Origin of the sequence: Luteibacter flocculans (genome assembly GCF_023612255.1) — a bacterium.
In the GTDB taxonomy this organism is placed as follows: domain Bacteria; phylum Pseudomonadota; class Gammaproteobacteria; order Xanthomonadales; family Rhodanobacteraceae; genus Luteibacter; species Luteibacter flocculans.
In genome coordinates this window covers 3,700,238-3,719,181 of record NZ_CP063231.1, presented here as the reverse complement: position 1 = coordinate 3,719,181, position 18,944 = coordinate 3,700,238, and the positions used below count along the sequence as shown (strand labels likewise).

The window sequence follows — 18,944 nt, the reverse complement described above, 5'->3', positions numbered from 1 at the left end:
GCCGTCAAACGATCCGATACCGATGACCCGACCCTTGTTGCTGATCGACACCGACCCCGGCGTGGACGACGCGCTGGCGATCCTGATGGCGCACCAGCACGCCGACGTCGCGGCCCTGACCGTGGCCGCAGGCAATGTCGGGCTGGCGCACACGGTGCGCAACGCGCGCACCCTGGTCGATCTGCTCGGGGCTGCCACGCCGGTTCATCCGGGCTGCCCGAGCCCGTTGGTCCGCGCGCCCGACGAGGACGCGGCGTTCGTGCATGGCGCCGACGGATTCGGCGATGTCGGTTTCGCCGAGCCGGCGCATCCCGCCGAGGCGGAGCACGCTGCCCTGGCCCTGCTGCGGCTTACCCGCGAGCGTCCGGGTGAGCTGACGCTCGTGGCTCTGGGGCCGCTCACCAATCTCGCCCTGGCGGTTCGTCTCGACCCTACCTTCCCGTCCCGGGTGAAGCGTCTCGTGGTCATGGGCGGCGCGGTTACCGGCCATGGCAACACGGGCAAGGTTCCCGCGGAATTCAATATCGGCTTCGACCCGGAGGCGGCCCATGTCGTGTTCGAGGCGTTCCCGATGTTCGACCTCGTGGACTGGGAGGCGACCGTCCGCCACGCCTTCCCCGACGAGATCTACGACGGCTGGATCGCTTCCGGCGACACCCGTGCGGTCTTCTTCGAGAAGATCTTCGGCACGGCCCGCCGTTTCAACGCCGAGCACGAGCGCACGGGCTTTATTGCCGCCGACGCGCTGGCCATGGCCGTGGCGCTCGATCCCTCGATCGTGATCCGCGATGAAGTCAGACACGTCGCCATCGAGCTGGACGGCCGCCTGACCCGGGGCGCCACCGTTGTCGACTGGCACCGCCGCCTCGGTGGAAAGGCGAACGCCCGCATCGTCCTCGACGTGGACGCGCAGCGCTTCGCGCAGCTCATCGCCGGCGCCCTGGGCGTCGGCTGAAGCCGGTCGCAGGCCTGCCGGTTGCGGAGGCGCAGCCTGCCGGCTACAATGCCGCTCTTTTCACCCCGCTATTTCTCAGGTTCAAGCCATGAAAGAGAACATCCATCCGAAGTACCAGCCGGTGGTCTTCCAGGACCTGTCGTCCGACTTCGCGTTCCTGACGCGTTCGACGATGTCCAGCAAGGAAACCGTCAAGTGGGAAGACGGTAACGAATACCCGGTGATCAAGCTGGATATCTCCAGCCACTCGCACCCGTTCTATACGGGTAAGCAGAAGACGCTGGACGTCGGCGGCCGCGTCGACAAGTTCCGCCAGCGCTACGGCAAGAAGTAATCCGGCGAGTCCGCGCGCCGCCTGCGGGGTGGCGTTTCGCGAGGATCGAAGACACGGGGCAGGCCCATGGCTTGCCCCGTGTCTTTTTGCGTGCGCGATATCCACGATCCTCTAACGGACGTTCGAATGGTCGCTGTGCGATAATGGGGAACTTCGGTCGCAAGCAGTGGCCGGTACGCCACCTTCCCCAGGGTGGCGTTTTCCCAATATCGCTACGCCGTTCCCGTGCCGGAGCGGCGGGAACAAGAAGAGGAGCTCGCCGTGTCCGACGCCAAAACCGTCAAATTGGTCGATGAATCCAACAAGCCCGTGAGCGAACTGCCGGTCATCGGCGGCACGCTCGGCGCCGAGTGCGTCGACATCGGCACGCTGTACAAGGACACCGGCTACTTCACCTACGATCCGGGTTACGGCAGCACCGCCAGCACCAAGAGCGCCATCACCTATATCGACGGCGACAAGGGCGTGCTGCTCTATCGCGGCTACCCGATCGAGCAGCTCGCCGAGAAGTCCACCTTCCTCGAAACCTCGTATCTGCTGCTCAACGGTGAACTGCCGAACAAGGACCAGTTCGCGAAGTTCGAGCACGACATCACGCATCACTCGATGATGCACGAGAACCTCAAGTTCTTCCTGCGCGGCTTCAATCACGACGCGCACCCGATGGCAATGCTCGCCGGTTCGATCGCTTCGCTGTCGGCCTTCTATCACGACAAGCTCGACGTCGATAACCCGGAAGATCGCAAGCTCGCCGCCATCCGCCTCATCGCGAAGATGCCGACGATTTCCGCTGCCATCTATCGCCATTCGATTGGCTGGCCGACGCGTTACCCGCGCAACAACCTCGAATACGTCACGCGCTTCCTGCACATGATGTTCGAGGTGCCGAGCGAGCCACTGGAACTGAATCCGGTCGTCGCCAAGGCGCTGGATCTGCTGTTCATCCTGCACGCCGATCACGAGCAGAACGCGTCAACGTCCACGGTGCGTCTGGTGGGTTCCACCGGTGCTAACCCGTACGCGTCCATCGCTGCCGGCATCACCGCGCTCTGGGGTCCGGCTCACGGCGGTGCCAACGAAGCCGTGCTCAAGCAGCTCGAGGAAATCGGCTCGGCCGACAAGGTCGAGACGGCGGTCAAGCGCGCGAAGGACAAGAACGATTCCTTCCGCCTGATGGGCTTCGGCCACCGCGTGTACAAGAACTTCGATCCGCGCGCCAAGATCATCCGCGAGATGTGCCACAAGGTGCTGAACGAGCTGGGCGTCAACGACCCGTTGCTCGACGTGGCGATGAAGCTCGAAGAGGCTGCACTGAAGGACGATTACTTCGTCGAGCGCAAGCTCTACCCGAACGTCGACTTCTACTCGGGCATCATCTACAAGGCCCTGGGCATTCCGACCGAAATGTTCACCGTGATGTTCGCCATCGCGCGTACCTCCGGCTGGATCTCGCATTGGATCGAGCAGCACGAAACCCCGGGATCGCGCATCGGCCGCCCGCGCCAGATTTACACCGGCGCCGACGTTCGCGACTACGTTCCTGGCGACAAGCGCTGAATAAGAAACCCCGCGAAAGCGGGGTTTTTTTTGGTGACTGTGGGAGTCGCCCCCTGTGGCGAAAGAGCCTTCCGGTGGGAGCCACCCTGGTGGCGATGGGAGCTTGCCTCGCTGCTACACCGCTTCGTTGGCTTATCGCCACTCGAGTGGCTCCCACCTCTTCCTGAGGCTTATCGCCACTAGAGGCTCCCACCTAATGCTTTGGCCTGAGGCGTGCGTCACGTCGACGCGTTGAATGCCTCGATGTCCTCTTCTGCCAGTAACTGCTGCACCATCGCTGCCGTGGCGCGCCGCATCGGTCGTTCGTCGACACGGTCGAGCGGTGCTTGGCGAAGGGCATCCATCGGCAGCACCGTGAGATCGAACGGGATGCCGTCAGCACCGAACAGCAGCACGGGGTGTTCGCTCTGCTCGGAATGCGACCAGCGCAGTCGGCGCGTCTGTGTTTCGAGTGGGATGCCTTGTTCGCGCAGGAACAGGCCGGGGGCCTCGGGGTCGTCGCTGAACACGTGCAGGCACACGGCGGAGTGTTCGTCGGCCGTGCCTTCCAGCACCGCACCGACCAGGCGCGCATCGAAGCCGCGTAGGAAACGCATCGCCTCGACGGCTGCCTCGCGTCGGGCGCGCAAGGCCTGGGGTTGCGTGTCGGCGTGGAACAGACGCTGATGCTCGCGCAGGGCGTCTTCGATCTCATTGTTGCGGGGCAGGGCTTGCGTATCGACGATGCCGAGTCGCTCGGCAGCCTTCAGCTTCGCGTGGTGGAAGTCACGGATGCCATGCTCGCTCATCAGGCGCGCCGCCTCCTGGGCGACGAGGACGCGGTTGCGCTGCGTCCGGTCCTGGGCATGGATCCTGTGGTGTTCGCCTCGTGCCATGACTCACCCCATGTATGTTCTTGAGTACGTGTGCCAGACGCCGCGCTGGCATGCGCGCGTCAGAAGATGTCGTAGGCGTGTTCCTGCTGGTCCTCCTGTTGTTTCTGCGCCGCCTGCTCGCGAAGACGATCGACGTCCTCGACCTTCATGATCTCGTTCATGCCGCCGGGCGAGGGCAGGCCCGAACTCGGATCGATCTGTACGGTGGCAATGCCAGGCGGCATCGCCAGGGTGTGCGAAGGCTTGTCCTTGAGGACGGCGCCCATGTAGTCCATCCAGATGGGGAGCGCGGCCTTGGCGCCGAACTCGCCGCGTCCCAGCGAGCTGAAGTCGTCGAAACCGACCCATACCGCAGTGGACACATCGCCGTTGAAACCGACGAACCATGCGTCGCGGTGATCGTTGGTGGAGCCCGTCTTGCCAGCGAGGTCGTCGCGACCGAGTGCCCGTGCCGCAGCGCCCGTGCCGCGCTTTACGACGTCCTGCATCAGCGAGGTCACCAGATAATCGTTGCGCACGTCGATGACGTGAGGCGCAAGCTTCGGTGCTTCGGATGCGCTGGCGTGCGCATCCGCCGGCAACACGGCCTCGCCGGTGCCGCCGCCCGCGGCCGTGCCGGCGGTCGCGGGGCGAGCGGGGATGAGGGCGGTCGAAGGCTGCGTCGGCGGACCCGGCGGGGTCGGATTGAGCAGGCGCTCCTGACACTCGGCGCAGGCCCGCTCGGGGTTCGCGACATAGACAGGCTTGCCGTCGCGGTCGTCGATCCGAGCGATGAAGTAGGGCGTGACCAGATAGCCACCGTTGGCGAACACGGCATAGCCGCGTGCCATGGCCATCGGGGATACCGACGCGGTACCGAGCGCGAGCGACAGGTTCTGCGGCAGCGCATCCGGGGTGAAGCCGAAGCGCGTCACGTAGTCGCGCGCGTAGCGCACGCCGATCGCGTCCAGCAGACGCACGGAGACCAGGTTCTTCGACTTCACCAGCGCTTCGCGCAGACGCATCGGACCGTCGAACTTGTTGTCATCGTTGGCCGGCGTCCACATGCCGTCGGGGCGTGACGGATCGGGGAACGCCACCGGCGCATCGTTGACGATCGAGGCGGGGGTGAAGCCCCGGTCGAAAGCGGCCGAATAAAGATACGGCTTGAAGCTGGAGCCCGGCTGGCGGGCGGCCATCACGGCGCGGTTGAACTTCGAACGCACGAAGCTGAAGCCACCGACCAGCGCGCGCACGGCGCCATCTTCGGGATCGAGGGCGACCAGCGCGGCCTGGACCGCGGGGATCTGCGTGAGACGCCATTCGAGTTTTGCCGGCTCGGCTTTCGCGTCCGGGGCAGGCTTGCCTTCCTCGGCGGCGACTGCCTCGGCAACGTCGTCCTTGGCCGTGTGGATCAGACGAACGACATCGCCTCGCTTCAGCACGGCATCGACGCGGGTCGGCGCGGCGCCAGCGCGTCCTTCGTTGACATACGGCCTTGCCCAGGCAATGGACGCCAGGTCGAGCGTTACCGTCTCCTTGGGCGAGAGGTACACCTTGGCCTCCTTTGCGCCGGTCTCCGTGACGATGCCCGGCATCATGCCCGCGACGCTCGTGTAGCCGGCGAGAACGCGATCGTAGTCGTCGGGGCCGGCCTGGGCGGGCAATTCTTCGTGACCCTCGGGGCCGCGGTAGCCATGACGGCGATCGTACGCGGACAGTCGGCCGCGTAGGGCCTCGTTCGCAGCGGCCTGGCTGTCGCTGGGCACGGTGGTATGCACCACGTAGCCTTCGGTCAACGCGTCGTTGCCGAGCTTCTCCAGTACCTGCTGGCGAACCATCTCGGCGAGGTACGGCGCATCGACTTCGATCTGCTGCTCGTGCGGGAAGGCATCGTTGGGCTCCTTGATGGCCTCGTCGTATTCCGCCTTCGTGATGAAGCGGTTCGAGAGCATCTGGCCGAGCACCCAGTCACGGCGCGCGAGCAGGCGCTTCGGGTTGTTCAGCGGATTGACCACGGAGGGCAGCTGGAAGGTCGAGGCGAGCGCGGCACTTTCCGCCACGGTGAGCTGATCCAGGGTCTTGCCGTAGTAGTACGACGCGGCGGCGGCGAGTCCGTACGAGCGATGGCCCAGGAACATCTTGTTGATGTACAGCTCGAGGATCTGGTCCTTGGTGAGCTCGTTCTCCATGCGCAGAGCGATGAACATCTCGGTCAGCTTGCGCGAGTAGAGCTTCTCGGGGCTGAGGAAGAAGTTGCGCGCGACCTGCTGGGTGATCGTCGAGCCACCCGGCCCCTTGTCGCCGCCGGACAGGATCACGTGGATGCCCGCGCGGGCGATGCCATGCCAGTCCACGCCCGGATGGCTGTAGAAGTCCGCGTCCTCGGCCGAAAGCACAGCATTCTTTAGCCGCGCCGGCACGTCCGCGATGCGGACGGGAATGCGTCGGGTCTCGCCGAACGAGGCGATCAGCCGCCCGTCTGAGCTGAGGACGCGCAGGGGAACCTGCATGTGGTAGTCACGCAAGACCGCCACGGAGGGCAGGCGCGGCGCCAGGAGCCAGTAGGCCACGCCCACGGCGCCGACCACGAAAAGGATGCCGGCCAGGGCGAGATACAGCGCGTAGCGCAGCAGACGCTTGAGGATTCGCATGGAGGGGGAGGGGTCACCGCCGTGAGTATTCGGGGGCGAGTATAGAGCCAAGCCGCACCCCGGGCGGGGAGGGGCTACGCTCGACCCGGTATGAACGCATTCCGCTAACCCGGTGACTCGATTTGTGAATTAGTGCCGGAACGGGCTCAAAGCGGCCGTTGCCAATCCGTTAAGTTTTAGATCTAATGCCATCGCGCCGACGAAACAATTCCGACAAAGGCGCCGGGAAGGGGGAATCTCGTGGGGCTCTTTACACCCAAAGCGGCGCCGTTGATCGGCGTCGATATCAGCTCGACCGCGGTAAAGCTGCTTCAACTCAGCCAAGCCGGCGGCCGTTATCGCGTGGAACACTACGCGGTAGAGCCGTTGCCGCCCAATGCGGTCGTCGAAAAGAACATTGTCGAGGTCGAGGCCGTGGGTGAAGCCATCCGGCGCGCCCTCACGCGGTCCGGCGCCAAGGTGAAGCATGCGGCGGCGGCGGTAGCCGGCTCCGCGGTGATCACCCGGGTCATCCCCATGTCGGCCGATCTCTCCGAGGACGACCTCGAGGGGCAGATCCAGGTCGAGGCGAACCAGTACATCCCCTACCCGATCGAGGAAGTGAGCCTCGATTTCGAGGTTCTGGGCCCGGTTCGCGACAACCCCGAAATGAACAACGTGCTCCTGGCCGCCTCGCGGACGGAGAACGTGGACATGCGCATCGCCGCGCTCGACCTGGGTGGCCTGACCGCCCGGGTCATCGATGTCGAGGCATTCGCCATGGAAAACGCCTTCGGCATGGTGGCCGACCAGTTGGCGGTTTCCCGTGACGCGCTTGTCGCGGTCGTCGACATCGGCGCCACCATGACCACCCTGGCGGTGCTGAAGAACCAGCGCACCATCTATTCCCGCGAACAGGTCTTCGGCGGCAAGCAGCTCACCGACGAGATCATGCGCCGCTACGGACTTTCGTACGAGGAAGCGGGTCGGGCCAAGCGCAAGGGCGGCCTGCCGGAGTCCTACGAGATGGAGGCGCTCGAGCCGTTCAAGGAATCCCTGGTCCAGCAGGTCAGCCGCCTGCTCCAGTTCTTCTTTGCCGGCAGCGAATACAGCCGCGTCGACCAGGTGGTGCTCGCCGGCGGCTGCGCTGCCATCGAGGGCATCACCGAACTGCTCGAACAGCAGCTCGGCGTGCCGTGCGTGGTTGCCAATCCGCTGGCGCGCATGGCGCTGTCCAGCCGCGTACAGGCGCAGACCCTCGCCCAGGACGCGCCCGCCCTGATGATTGCCGTCGGCCTGGCCATGAGGAGCTTCGACTGATGGCACGCATCAACCTGCTTCCCTGGCGCGCCGAGCGCCGCAAACAGCGGGAAAGGGAGTTCTACATCCAGCTTGGCATGGCCTTCGGCGCCGGCCTGGTCGTGCTGATCGGCTGGTCGCTGTGGATGGATGCCCGGATCGACAACCAGGCCGAGCGGAACACGTACCTGCAGGGCGAGATCAAGCAGCTCGACGACCGCATCGCCAAGATCAAGGATCTGGAAAAGGTCCGCGCCGACCTGCTCCAGCGCAAGCAGATCATCGAGCAGCTGCAGGCCAACCGCTCGCAGATGGTCCACCTGTTCGACGAACTGGTGAAGACGATTCCGGCCAGCGCGCGGCTTTCGGCCATGAAGCAGTCCGCCGACTCCATGTCGCTGGACGGCGTCTCGCAGTCGAACTCCAGCGTCGCCGAGTACATGCGCAACATCGAGGCGTCGCCCTGGATGGGGCATGTCGACCTGCGCAAGACCGAGAACACCCACGACGCCTCGCGCATGCCGTACACCTTCGGTCTCGACGTCCGGCTGAACCGGCCCGGTGACGCCGACGCGGCTCCGGCCGGTGCCGCGACCAGCGCCGCGCCCGCTGCCCCGGCGGCGGTACCGGCCCCGCTGGCGCGCGCCGCGCAGGCCGTCGCTGGCTCGCCGGCACCCGCGGCTACCGGCACCGCTGCGACCAAGCCTGTCGCCGCCACACCGGCCACGCCGCCGGCGGCTCCCGCACCGACAGGAGCCAAGCCATGAAATTCTTTGACGATCTGCGCAATCTCGATCGCCACAACGTTGGCGGCTGGCCGAAGTCGATAAAGGTGTTCTTCACCGTCCTCGTCTTCCTGGTGGTACTGCTGGTGGGCTGGTACTTCCAGATCAGCAGCCAGCAGGACGATCTGGCTACGGCCGAGGGCCAGGAAGAACAGCTCAAGTCCGAGTTCTCCCAGAAGCAGGCGAAGTCCGCCAATCTCGAAGCGCTGGAACAGCAGCTCGCCGACATGCAGGACATGCTGCGCACCCTTCTGCGCCAGCTGCCCAGCAAGACCGAGATGCCTGAGCTGCTCATCGACATCTCGCAGACGGCGCTGGCCGCCGGCATCGAGAACGAGCTGTTCCAGCCGGGCCCGGAAACGCCGAAGGACTTCTACGCCGAGAAGCCGATCACGCTGCGCATGGTGGGTACGTACCACCAGTTCGGCACCTTCATCAGCGGCGTGGCCTCGCTCCCGCGCGTCGTTATCTTGACGCTGCACGACGTCTCGCTCAGCCCGAAGGATGCAAAGGACGGCAAATCCGGCTCCGGCCTGCTGGTCCTCCAGGGCACCGTGAAGACCTATCGCTACCTCGAAGACGACGAGACGAAACCCACGCCCGCAGCGAAGGGAGCCAAGCGATGACGCGCGCCATGTCCATCCTTCGCCCCTTGTCCATCGGTCTGCTCGGCGCGCTGGCCCTGGCCGGCTGCACGCGTGGCACGTCCGACCTGCGTGAGTGGGTCGATGCCGAGAAGCACAAGAAGGGCGAGCCGATCCCGCCGTTGCCGGTGATTCGCACCTTCGAGACCTTCGCCTATCAGGATCAGGGCGCACGCGATCCGTTCAGCCCGAGCACGGCCGAAATGGATACCAGCGCCACGAGCGGCCCCCGGCCGGACGAAAATCGTCCGAAGGAGCCCCTGGAGATGTTCTCGCTGGACAGCCTGAAGATGGTTGGCACGGTTGGTGCTGGTGCCAGCCTGGAGGCGCTCGTCAAGGATCCCGGTGGGGTGATCCATCGCGTCCATCGGAATGAGTACATGGGGCAGGCCTACGGCCGTATCACCGCCGTCGGGGAGGATCGCATCGATCTGGTCGAGCTGGTGCCGAACGGCAGCGGCGGCTGGATGGAGCGTCCGGCAAGTATTTCGGTCGGTGAAAAATAAGAACTCGGGGATGACGCACATGACGACCAAATCCACTCATCTGCCGGGTAGCGCGCGCTCTTGGTCGCGCCGCTGGATCCTCGGCACCGCGCTGGCCTTTGCCGGCGCCTTCGCCGGCACGGCGTCGGCCGCCAACGCGCTGCAGAACGTCAGCTATGACGCGCAGCCCGGCGGGCGGGTCGAGCTGAAGCTCGCCTTCTCGGAGCGGGCGCCGGACCCGAAGGTCTTCACGACCAGCAATCCGCCGCGCATCGCGATCGATCTGGCGGATACGACGAACGCCTACAGCACCCGCCATATCGACATCGGCAAGGGCGCCACCTCGGGAGTGTCGGTGGTGTCTGCCGGCGGCCGTACCCGGGTCACGGTCGAACTGTTCCGCGACTCGGCTTACAAGACGCGCGTCGACGGCAAGAACCTCATCGTCACCGTGAACAACGGCCCGAGCGGCGCCACGACCACCACGGCGATCGTCTCCGATCCCACGAAGGCCCTGCCGTCGAGCGCCGGCACGCCGTTGTCCAACATCGACTTCCGCCGCGGCCAGAACGGCGAAGGCCGCGTCATGGTCACGCTGGGCAGCAGTGCATCCACCCCCGAAATGCATCGCGAAGGCGATCGCGTCGTGGTCAGCCTGCCGGGTGCCACCCTGCCGCCGAAGCTCAGCCAGCGCCTGGACGTGCTCGACTTCGCCACGCCGGTGCAGTCGATCGAGCCCAGCTCGCGTCCGGGCGGCGCTCGCCTCGACATCCGCACCAAGGGCGAGGTCGAAGTATCGGCCTATCAGAACGGTACCGAGTACGCCGTCGAGATTGCCCCGAAGAAGACCTCGGCACCGACCGGCAAGGCCGCCAAGGGTCAGGAACCGACGTATTCCGGTTCTCGCCTGACCTTCAACTTCCAGGACATCCCGGTTCGTTCGGCGCTGCAGCTGATCGCAGACGAGGCGAAGCTCAATCTCGTCGCTTCCGACAGCGTCGGCGGCAGTGTCACGCTGCGCCTCGTCAATACGCCGTGGGATCAGGCGCTCGACGTGATCCTGCGCGCCAAGGGCCTCGATAAGCGCCGCAGTGGCAACGTCATCTGGATCGCACCGCAGACCGAACTGGCGAACTACGAGCAGAGCCTCGCCGATGCCCGCCAGAAGGCTGAGGATTCCGCGGAGCTGATTTCCGACTACATCCCGATCAGCTACGGCAAGGCCGAAGACATCGCCAAGCTGCTGACCTCGGGCAGCATGCAGGGTGGTGGCGGTTCGGGCGGCAGCACGTCGCGTGGCTTCCTTTCGCCGCGCGGCAGCGTCTCGTTCGACGACCGCACCAACACGCTGCTCATCAACGACACGCCGGACAAGATCCGCGATCTGCGCGATCTGATCGCCACGCTCGACCGGCCGGTACAGCAGGTGCTGATCGAATCGCGCATCGTGGTGGCCACCGACCAGTTCAGCCGTGACCTCGGCGTGCGCTGGGGCGTCCAGGGCTTCAACCACAACAACGCCAACCAGATCATCGGTACGTCGCCCGACCTCACCAGCGGTGGCAACGGCACGACGGCGGGCGGCACGGGTGGCCTGGTCACCAGCGTCCGCAACAGCGACGTCAACTACGCCAATTCGTACAACCAGTGGCTCGCCAACAACCGCACCGGCGACCTGCCGACGCGCCAGCCTTACACCTTGCCGGGCGGCTACAACGTCAACCTGCCTGTGTCGAACCCGGCCGGCAGCATCGGCCTGGCGATCCTCGGCGCGAACTACATGGTCGACCTCGAACTCTCTGCGGCGCAGACGGAAGGTCGCAGCGAAGTGGTCTCCAGCCCGCGCGTCATCACCGCGAACCAGCAGGAAGCGGTGATCAAGCAGGGTACGCAGATCGGCTACGTGACCTACCAGGCCTCCAGTTCGGGCGGCGGTGCGCAGAATGCGACGGTGCAGTTCAAGGACGCCGTGCTCGAACTGCGCGTCACGCCGACGATCACTGCCGACAGCCGTGTGTATCTCAAGATCAACGTAAAGAAGGACGCCCTCGCTCAGTTGGTGCCGAGCCCGGGTGGTGGTGCGGTACCGCAGATCGATACGCGCGAGATCAACACGTCCGTGCTCGTCGACAACGGACAGACCGTCGTCCTCGGCGGCATCTATGAGATCACCAAGAACAACACAGTGGACAAGGTGCCCGGCCTCGGCGACATCCCTGGCCTTGGCGTGCTGTTCCGTCGTACCAGCCGCGGCAACGACAAGGCCGAGCTGCTGATCTTCGTGACGCCGCGTATCCTGAGCGAAACCTTGCAGTAAGTCGCTGCGAAGGATCGTTCCCACGCAAAGGCTCGCCATCGTGCGAGCCTTTGCTTTTTGCGGCGCCTACAACGAAATGCGTATTCGATGCGCGAGATCGGGGATATAGCATCGACATGGCATAGGGATTCGATACCGGGAAGGCACCCGGTGGTGCTCGTTGCGCAAGGAGCGCGCCATGAAGCGGTTCGTTGGTTTCTTCTTCGTCATTTTGCTGTCTGCCTGCGCCGTCCCCGTATCGACGGAGCGGTCCGTTATCGTCCCTTACGACGATGCGCCCCAGGTCACCGCGAGTCAGCCACGGCCAACGGGAAAACAGGGTGCCGACGCGGCCGCGGAACTCACGCGCTGGTACAACGACAAGGTGAGTGACTGCGGCAATCCCGGTCTGGCGGCGGCTCTGTGCAGTGGCGTCATGGTGCGAGCGACGGAGAACAATCCCGCGGTCCTACCCTGGGATCCAAGCAATGCCTCCATCATCTCCGGCGGCGTCTCGTTCTCCTGGCTTCGCGCGGACAGCAATTTTTCGAACCTCGTATACGGCTACAGGAACGGATTCATTTTCTATCCCGTATTGCGGACGCCGCCGGGAAAGAACAGCAACATCGAAGTGCTTTGCGTCTTCCCGCACGATGCAGGCAGCAATGATCGGCCTTCGCTACAAGGGTGCGGGCCGACGCAGGCCTACCCCGCCGATTCCCGACCCTGCACGGATCAGGGCATCAATACGGCAGCGGAGTGGTTGAAGAAATACGACAATAGTGCCAATCCGTACCATTTCCAGTGTGGCTGGAGTGTGCGCTCGGGCGAGCGCGATCAGGCAGCGCGATTCATGGCGGCGGTCGGCACTCGCAGGGCTATGGCAAACAAACTATGGGTCACGCAGAACGAACTGCGCCTAGCCACGTGGGCAACGGGAACGGGCGCAACCCTGCCGATCCAATCCTTCTTTTACGTAGATGGGTACCTTGACGCGCGCGCCAAGGCGCAGAACGATCAGCTTCGGTATTTCCAGCATTATGGCCAGACTATCCCTGTCATTCGGCTCACCTTGGCGGCGGCGAGGGGAGGGAGGGCGTCATTCGCCTATTTCGAGGAAGACCAGATCGATTCCGGGTCTGGTCCTGTCGACATGCAATTCGATACGCGTCCTGTCTATCTCGACGGCGAAGCGTTCATCATCACTCAGCGGCCCGACATCCTGCCGCGCTTCGACGGTAGTAACTCGATCACGCGTACGGCCTTTGGCGGCCGTCCGCCTTATACCTACACCAGCAGCAATACCGCTGTGGCGGTGGTGAGTTCCACGGGAAAGGTCACGCCGCGCGCGAATGGCACGGCCATCATTTCCGTGAAGGACAGCGCCGGTCAACGTGCCGAATACCAAGTCACCATGACCAATGTCTTGCAGGTCAGATATGCGGGCAACATGCCCTACCAGACTGCGCTGGATGATTTGGCAAGCCGAGGGGAACGCATGCCCATTTCAGGCGACATCGGTAATATGCAACTGGTCTTCGGCAGTCGCTGGCCTTATGTCGCGGACTACTATTGGGCGAGCGACCCATGCGGCGACGTCGGGCATGGCATGTTCTACATCCACGTCCTCGAAAGAAATGGGAAGTGCAGACCTGCCACGCAAGCCGGAGAAACGGTGGGTTTGAAGTAGCACATAGGTCGCGCGGGTCGTGGCCCGCGTCCAGGCGACAGGGCCGAACTGACCTTCGGCCCTAAACTTCTGGGCGTTCGTGTGGTCTCATCGGGCCTCCGCCCTGCACGAGACCCCGCCCATGTCCGACACGCCCGCTGCCGCCACGCCGCTTCAGGACGCCTTCGTCCGCCTGCGTGAGGAACTGGCGCGGGGCATCATCGGCCAGCCGCATCTGGTCGAATGCCTGCTTATCGCCCTGTTGGCCGACGGCCATCTGCTGGTCGAGGGTGCGCCCGGGCTGGCGAAGACCACGGCGATCAAGGCGCTTGCCACGCGTATCGAAGCCGATTTCCACCGTATCCAGTTCACGCCCGACCTGCTCCCCGCAGATCTGACCGGCACAGATATCTTCCGACCGCAGACCGGCAGCTTCGAATTCGAGCGTGGTCCGGTGTTCCACAACATCGTCCTCGCGGACGAGATCAACCGCGCGCCAGCCAAGGTGCAGTCGGCCCTGCTGGAGGCCATGGCGGAACGGCAGATCACCATCGGTCGACGAACCTGGCCGTTGCCCGACTTGTTCATGGTGATGGCCACGCAGAATCCCATCGAGCAGGAGGGCACCTTCGCGTTGCCCGAGGCGCAGCTCGACCGTTTTCTCATGCACGTGACCATCGGCTACCCGGACGCCGATGCCGAACTGGCGATTCTTCGCCTTGCCCGCGAGCAGGCGCGCGAGGTGGTGCATCCTGCGCCGCCGCCGTCCTATGTACTCCGTCCCGCAGAGGTCTTCGCGGCGCGCGACGCCGTGCTTGCCGTACACATGGCCGAGCCGCTCGAGCGTTACATCACCCAGTTGGTGGTCGCGTCGCGCGATGCCGGTAAGTACGGTCCGGAACTCGCCCGCTGGATCGCCTGGGGCGCAAGCCCGCGTGCCACGATCGCACTCGATCGCTGCGCCCGCGCGCACGCCTGGCTGGCCGGGCGCGATTACGTGGTGCCGGACGACGTTCACGCCGTCGCGCATGAAGTACTGCGCCATCGCGTGCTGCCCAGTTACGAGGCCGAGGCCGAAGGCGTCCGCATCGATACGGTCATCGACCGCCTGCTGGACCTCGTTCCGCTGCCGTGAACGCCGCCGCCCCCAGCGCCGACGGGCGCGTTCACGTCTCGCTTCCCGAACTCATCGCCCTGCGTTCGCGCGTGGCGCGGGCGCCCGCGCCCCCCGTGGTTTCGCGCGTGCAGCGCAGCGGGCAGCGCCCCAGCCGCCTGCACGGACGTGGCATGGACTACGCCGAGTCGCGCGTTTACCAGCCCGGCGACGACGTGCGCCGGATGGACTGGCGCCTGACCGCACGCAGTGGCGTGGCGCATACCAAGCTGTTCCAGGAAGAACGGGAAGGGCGATTGCTCATCCTGCTCGACACCAACGCGAGCATGCGCTTCGGTACGCGTACGCGCTTCAAGTCGGTACAGGCTGCGCGAGCTGCGGCCATGGCGGCGTGGTATGCGGTGCGCGGCGCCGATCGCGTCGGCGTGTTGGCCTTCGGCGGTCAGCGTCATCTGCTGCGTCCGCAGGGCGGTGCGCGTGGCGCGCTTGCCGTGGCGGGTGCCCTGGCGGCGTGGGATGCGCTCCCACCGGCAGAGGACGAAACGCTGTCGAGTGCACTCCAACGTGCCGGCCGGCTCATGCATGGCGCATCCCGAGTGCTGCTGGTGAGCGACGGTTTCGCCGTGGATGATGCGGCGCGAGGACGCATGCTCGGCCTCGTCGCGAAAGCGGAAGTTGCGGTGCTTACCGTGGCCGATCCGCTCGAACTCGCCGAGCCGCCTGCAGGGCGCTATCCGTTCGCCCATCGTGGCGTGCACTACGACGTGGCGTTGCACGGCGAGCGCCAGCGTGCGGATTTCGCGCGCACCCTTGGCGACGGCCGGCACAGGCTCGATACGTTATGCGCGGGCCTTGGTCTGAAGCACCGCACACTGGACACCACGGCGGATCCGCTCGACGCGATCGTCGCTCTGCTCGGTCAGGCGAGGAGTCGGTGATGCCCGAGAACGGTCCTGCATTGCGCGACATCCACGTGCCGCCGGTGTCCCCGTGGTGGCCATGGGCACCGGGCTGGTGGGTGTTGCTGGTGCTTGTCGTCATCGCACTCGTCGTTCTTGTGATCGTGTGGCGACGTCGTATCACATGGCGACGCTACGTGGATGCGACCCTGGCCGACTTGCGCGATGCCCGCGAACGGCATGCGCGTGATGGCGACGCCATCGCCTTCGCGGCCAAGGCAAGCGAACTCGTACGGCGCGTCGCTCGCACGCGCGAGCCGCAAAGCGTTGCGCTGTCCGGCGAAGCCTGGCGGGCGGCGCTCGCTCGCATGGCGCCGACCCAGAATGTATCGCTGCTGGCTACGTTGGACGATGCGAAGTACCGGCGCGACATGCCGATCGACGTCGACGCCGCGGCACGTGAGGTCGAGGCCTGGGTGCGTGCCGCGTTGCGTCGTCCGTCGCGCGGGGCCAACGCACGGAGGGCATCGCATGTCCCTGCCTGAGTTCGCCTGGCCGTGGCTCTTCCTGGCGTTGCCGCTGCCCTGGTTGTTGCGCCGCGTGTTGCGGCCGGTGAAGCCGGCGCAAGCGCTGAATCTCCCACAGCCCGGACTGGCGCTCGTGCAGGCGTCGCTGGCGAAGGCGCCCTTCGCAGCGACCCTGCTGCTGGTGCTCGCGTGGGTGTGCCTTGTGGTCGCTGCGGCGCGTCCGCAGCAGCTCGGTCCGCCAGAGCCGCAACGACGGAGCGGCCGCGCCATGATGCTCGCCGTGGATCTTTCGGGAAGCATGTCGCTCGGCGACATGCAGCTCGCGGGTCGTGATGTCACGCGCTTCGCCGCGGTGGAAGCCATCGCGGGCGACTTCATCGATCGCCGTGCAGGCGATCAGCTGGGGCTTATTCTGTTCGGTTCGCAGGCGTACCTCGTCACGCCGCTGACGTACGATCTGGACGCCGTGCGCGCACAGTTGCATGGCGCGGTCGTCGGCCTGCCGGGTCGTGAGACCGCTATCGGCGACGCGCTCGCCGTCGCTGTGAAGCGCCTCGCCGACATGCCCGAGCAAGCCCGTGTGGTCGTGCTGCTGACGGACGGTGTGAATAACGCCGGTTCCATTGCACCGCGTGAGGCGGCCCGGGCGGCGAAGGCGGCAGGCGTGCGCGTGTACACCATCGGCATCGGTGCGAATGCGATGCGTGTGCCCGATTTCTTCGGCAGTCGCGTCGTCAATCCCTCCGCCGATCTCGACGTCGGCATGCTCACCGACATTGCCAATCAGACCGGCGGTCGTTTCTTCCGCGCCACCGATACGAGCGAACTGGCCGATGCGTATCGCGCCATCGACACGCTCGAACCCGTGCCGCAGCAGGGCGCGGCGTTGCGTCCGCACGTGGAGCTGTTCCGCTGGCCCCTGCTGGCGGCGTGCCTGTTGTTCGCTCTCGCTATGGTGCCGCGTTATGTCGGTACGAGGGCGGCCGCATGACGACATGGCTGCGCGATTTTCATTTCATCGAGCCGCACTGGCTGTGGCTGCTCGTGCTTGTGCCGGTGTTGGCCTGGCTCGTGGGTCGTCGGCCCGCGGAGCAACGCGTGCTGGCGCGGCTGGCGGATCCGGCCCTGTTGCCCTACCTGCTCGATGGCGAACCCTCTGCCGCGCGCGCGCCGGTGGCGGCGTTCGTCTCGGCGGCCTTGCTTGCGATCGTCGCGCTTGCCGGGCCGACATGGGACAAGCAGGCCCAGCCCTTGTTTGCCGAACGCGCCGCGCAGGTGGTGGTCGTGTCGATGTCGCCACACATGCTTTCGCACGACGTCGTACCCGATCGCCTTAGCCGCGTGCGCTACAAGATCCGCGAACTCTATGCCGCGAACGGCGATGGCATGAATGCCTTGATCGCCTATACCGGCGAGGCGTTCACCGTTGCCCCGCTCACCACCGACGCGCACAGCGTGGACGATCTGCTGACGGCGTTGGCACCGGACACCATGCCGGTCGAGGGAGACGATCCTGGGAAGGCCATCGACCAGGCGGCCGATCTCATCCGTCACGCGGGTCTTCGCGGCGGCTCGATCGTACTCGTTACCGATCGGGCCGATGGCGAAGCCGTCGCCGCGGCCCGGCGCGCCCGTGCCGCGGGCGATCGCGTTTCTGTGCTCGGCGTCGGCAGCACCCGCGGCGGCCCCATTCCCACCAGCGAGGGCGGATTCCTGAAGGACGAGCATGGCGCGATCGTCATGGCGCCTCGGGACGATGCGTCACTCGGTGCCGTTGCCGAGGCGGGGGGTGGACGCTTCGTGCCCGTCGCGGACGACAGTTCCGACGTGAAGTCACTGGCGTCTCTGGTGCGTGGCGACGGCGATGCCAAGGCGATCAACGGTGCGACGTCTGGACAGTGGCAGGACCGCGGCCCGTGGCTGCTGCTTCCCTTGCTTCCCATCGTGGCGTTGGCGTTCCGGAGAGGTTGGCTGCTCGTGCTTGCCTTGGCCTTCGTGCCGCTGTCGCCTGCACGCGCCGACGGGTTGACCGACCTGTTCCGCACGCGCGACCAGCAAGCGGCACAGGCGCTTGCTCAGGGTGATGCAAAGCGAGCGCAGACACTCGCACACGATCCGGCGTTGCGTGGTGCAGCGGCGTATCGTGCGGGCGACTACGCCGCCGCGGAAACCGCATTCGCGCAGCGTGACGACGCCGAATCGCAATACAACCTCGGCAACGCACTCGCCAAACAGCAGCGCTACGAGGACGCCCTCGCAGCCTACGATCGCGCGCTCAAGCGCGATCCGCACCACGCTGACGCCGCCGCCAATCGCAAGGCCGTGGCCGACTTCCTCAAGCAACAGCAGCAAAAGAAATCCGAGCAGGACAAGAACAAGCAGGGCGGTAAGGGCGAGCAGGACAAGAACCAGCAACAGTCTTCTGGCAACCAGGACAAGGATCAGCAGCAAGGCCAGGAAGACGGCAAGGACGGACAGCAGGGCCAGAGCGGCAAGCAGTCCGGCGCCGATGGGAAGGACGGCGGCAACGAAGCGGGCGCCAAGGACAAGGCGGGCGAAGGCGATGGTGCCGATCGCAGTCAGGACAACGGAAAGGGGCAGGCGCCGCAAGGCGACGCCGCCGCAAAGTCCGAAGCACAGCAGGCGCAGGCCAAGCAGGCGCAGGAAGCGCTGAAGGAAAAGATGGATGCCGCACTGGCCGGCAAGGCGAACGGCAAGCCGGGCGAGCGGGACCACGACCTCGGCACCATGGCCGGTGACGACGCGTCGTCGAAGTTGCCGCCCGACGTGCAGCGCGCGCTCATGCGCGTGCCCGACGACCCCGGTGGCCTGCTACGGAGAAAGTTCATGCTCGAATATCAACGCCGCCACGGCGCGGAACCGGAAGAATGAT

Annotated in this window: 16 protein-coding genes; 14 read left to right on the top strand and 2 right to left on the bottom strand. The window is 65.6% G+C overall.

The genetic code is table 11. The annotated features are described in order from the left end of the window. Positions 1 to 22: 22 nt before the first annotated feature. The 3 genes from IM816_RS16180 to IM816_RS16170 all read left to right on the top strand — a co-directional run bounded on the left by IM816_RS16180 (position 23) and on the right by IM816_RS16170 (position 2,846). Positions 23 to 955 (top strand): nucleoside hydrolase, encoded by a 933-nt coding sequence (locus tag IM816_RS16180; RefSeq protein ID WP_250338867.1) that lies wholly within the window; start codon positions 23 to 25, stop codon positions 953 to 955. Between the two features lie 88 nt (positions 956 to 1,043). Beyond that, a complete protein-coding gene (locus IM816_RS16175; protein WP_072323753.1) occupies positions 1,044 to 1,289 on the top strand; it encodes a type B 50S ribosomal protein L31 in 246 nt (81 codons plus the stop codon). 261 nt (positions 1,290 to 1,550) lie between these two features. Next, entirely contained in the window at positions 1,551 to 2,846 is a 1,296-nt protein-coding gene (locus IM816_RS16170; protein WP_072323752.1) for a citrate synthase, read from the top strand. 218 nt (positions 2,847 to 3,064) lie between these two features. Here the strand turns inward: IM816_RS16170 and IM816_RS16165 are convergent, their stop codons facing one another. Further along, positions 3,065 to 3,721 (bottom strand): hypothetical protein, encoded by a 657-nt coding sequence (locus IM816_RS16165; protein ID WP_250338866.1) that lies wholly within the window; start codon positions 3,719 to 3,721, stop codon positions 3,065 to 3,067. A gap of 59 nt (positions 3,722 to 3,780) precedes the next feature. Next, entirely contained in the window at positions 3,781 to 6,354 is a 2,574-nt protein-coding gene (locus IM816_RS16160) for a penicillin-binding protein 1A (RefSeq protein WP_250338865.1), read from the bottom strand. Between the two features lie 240 nt (positions 6,355 to 6,594). Here IM816_RS16160 and IM816_RS16155 point away from each other — a divergent pair, with 240 nt between their 5' ends. From IM816_RS16155 to IM816_RS16105, 11 genes are all read left to right on the top strand, one after another. Continuing rightward, complete coding sequence (locus tag IM816_RS16155) at positions 6,595 to 7,653, top strand: pilus assembly protein PilM (RefSeq protein ID WP_072323749.1); 1,059 nt, start codon at positions 6,595 to 6,597, stop codon at positions 7,651 to 7,653. Then, positions 7,653 to 8,399: a PilN domain-containing protein gene (locus IM816_RS16150; protein ID WP_250338864.1), complete on the top strand. Its 747-nt coding sequence runs from the start codon at positions 7,653 to 7,655 to the stop codon at positions 8,397 to 8,399. Before IM816_RS16155 ends, IM816_RS16150 begins: the two co-directional genes overlap by 1 nt. Further along, complete coding sequence (locus tag IM816_RS16145) at positions 8,396 to 9,043, top strand: type IV pilus inner membrane component PilO (protein WP_072323747.1); 648 nt, start codon at positions 8,396 to 8,398, stop codon at positions 9,041 to 9,043. Before IM816_RS16150 ends, IM816_RS16145 begins: the two co-directional genes overlap by 4 nt. An 8-nt stretch (positions 9,044 to 9,051) precedes the next feature. Continuing rightward, the gene (locus tag IM816_RS16140; protein WP_250338863.1) at positions 9,052 to 9,567 is read left to right on the top strand and encodes a pilus assembly protein PilP; all 516 of its coding nucleotides are present in this window, start codon (positions 9,052 to 9,054) and stop codon (positions 9,565 to 9,567) included. A gap of 19 nt (positions 9,568 to 9,586) precedes the next feature. Beyond that, positions 9,587 to 11,863, top strand: a complete 2,277-nt coding sequence (locus tag IM816_RS16135; RefSeq protein WP_250338862.1) for a type IV pilus secretin PilQ — start codon at positions 9,587 to 9,589, stop codon at positions 11,861 to 11,863. Positions 11,864 to 12,041: 178 nt separating this feature from the next. After that, a complete protein-coding gene (locus tag IM816_RS16130; RefSeq protein ID WP_250338861.1) occupies positions 12,042 to 13,532 on the top strand; it encodes an Ig-like domain-containing protein in 1,491 nt (496 codons plus the stop codon). 121 nt (positions 13,533 to 13,653) lie between these two features. Then, positions 13,654 to 14,646 carry an AAA family ATPase gene (locus IM816_RS16125; protein WP_250338860.1) on the top strand — a complete coding sequence of 331 codons (993 nt, stop codon included), beginning with the start codon at positions 13,654 to 13,656 and terminating at the stop codon, positions 14,644 to 14,646. After that, positions 14,643 to 15,563, top strand: a complete 921-nt coding sequence (locus IM816_RS16120) for a DUF58 domain-containing protein (RefSeq protein WP_250338859.1) — start codon at positions 14,643 to 14,645, stop codon at positions 15,561 to 15,563. Before IM816_RS16125 ends, IM816_RS16120 begins: the two co-directional genes overlap by 4 nt. Next, positions 15,563 to 16,069 (top strand): DUF4381 family protein, encoded by a 507-nt coding sequence (locus tag IM816_RS16115; RefSeq protein WP_250338858.1) that lies wholly within the window; start codon positions 15,563 to 15,565, stop codon positions 16,067 to 16,069. Before IM816_RS16120 ends, IM816_RS16115 begins: the two co-directional genes overlap by 1 nt. Continuing rightward, positions 16,062 to 17,042, top strand: coding sequence for a VWA domain-containing protein (locus IM816_RS16110; RefSeq protein WP_072324013.1), 981 nt, complete (start codon positions 16,062 to 16,064; stop codon positions 17,040 to 17,042). The genes IM816_RS16115 and IM816_RS16110 overlap by 8 nt, the downstream gene beginning before the upstream one ends. Beyond that, a complete protein-coding gene (locus IM816_RS16105; protein WP_250338857.1) occupies positions 17,039 to 18,943 on the top strand; it encodes a tetratricopeptide repeat protein in 1,905 nt (634 codons plus the stop codon). The genes IM816_RS16110 and IM816_RS16105 overlap by 4 nt, the downstream gene beginning before the upstream one ends. Position 18,944: the final 1 nt, after the last annotated feature.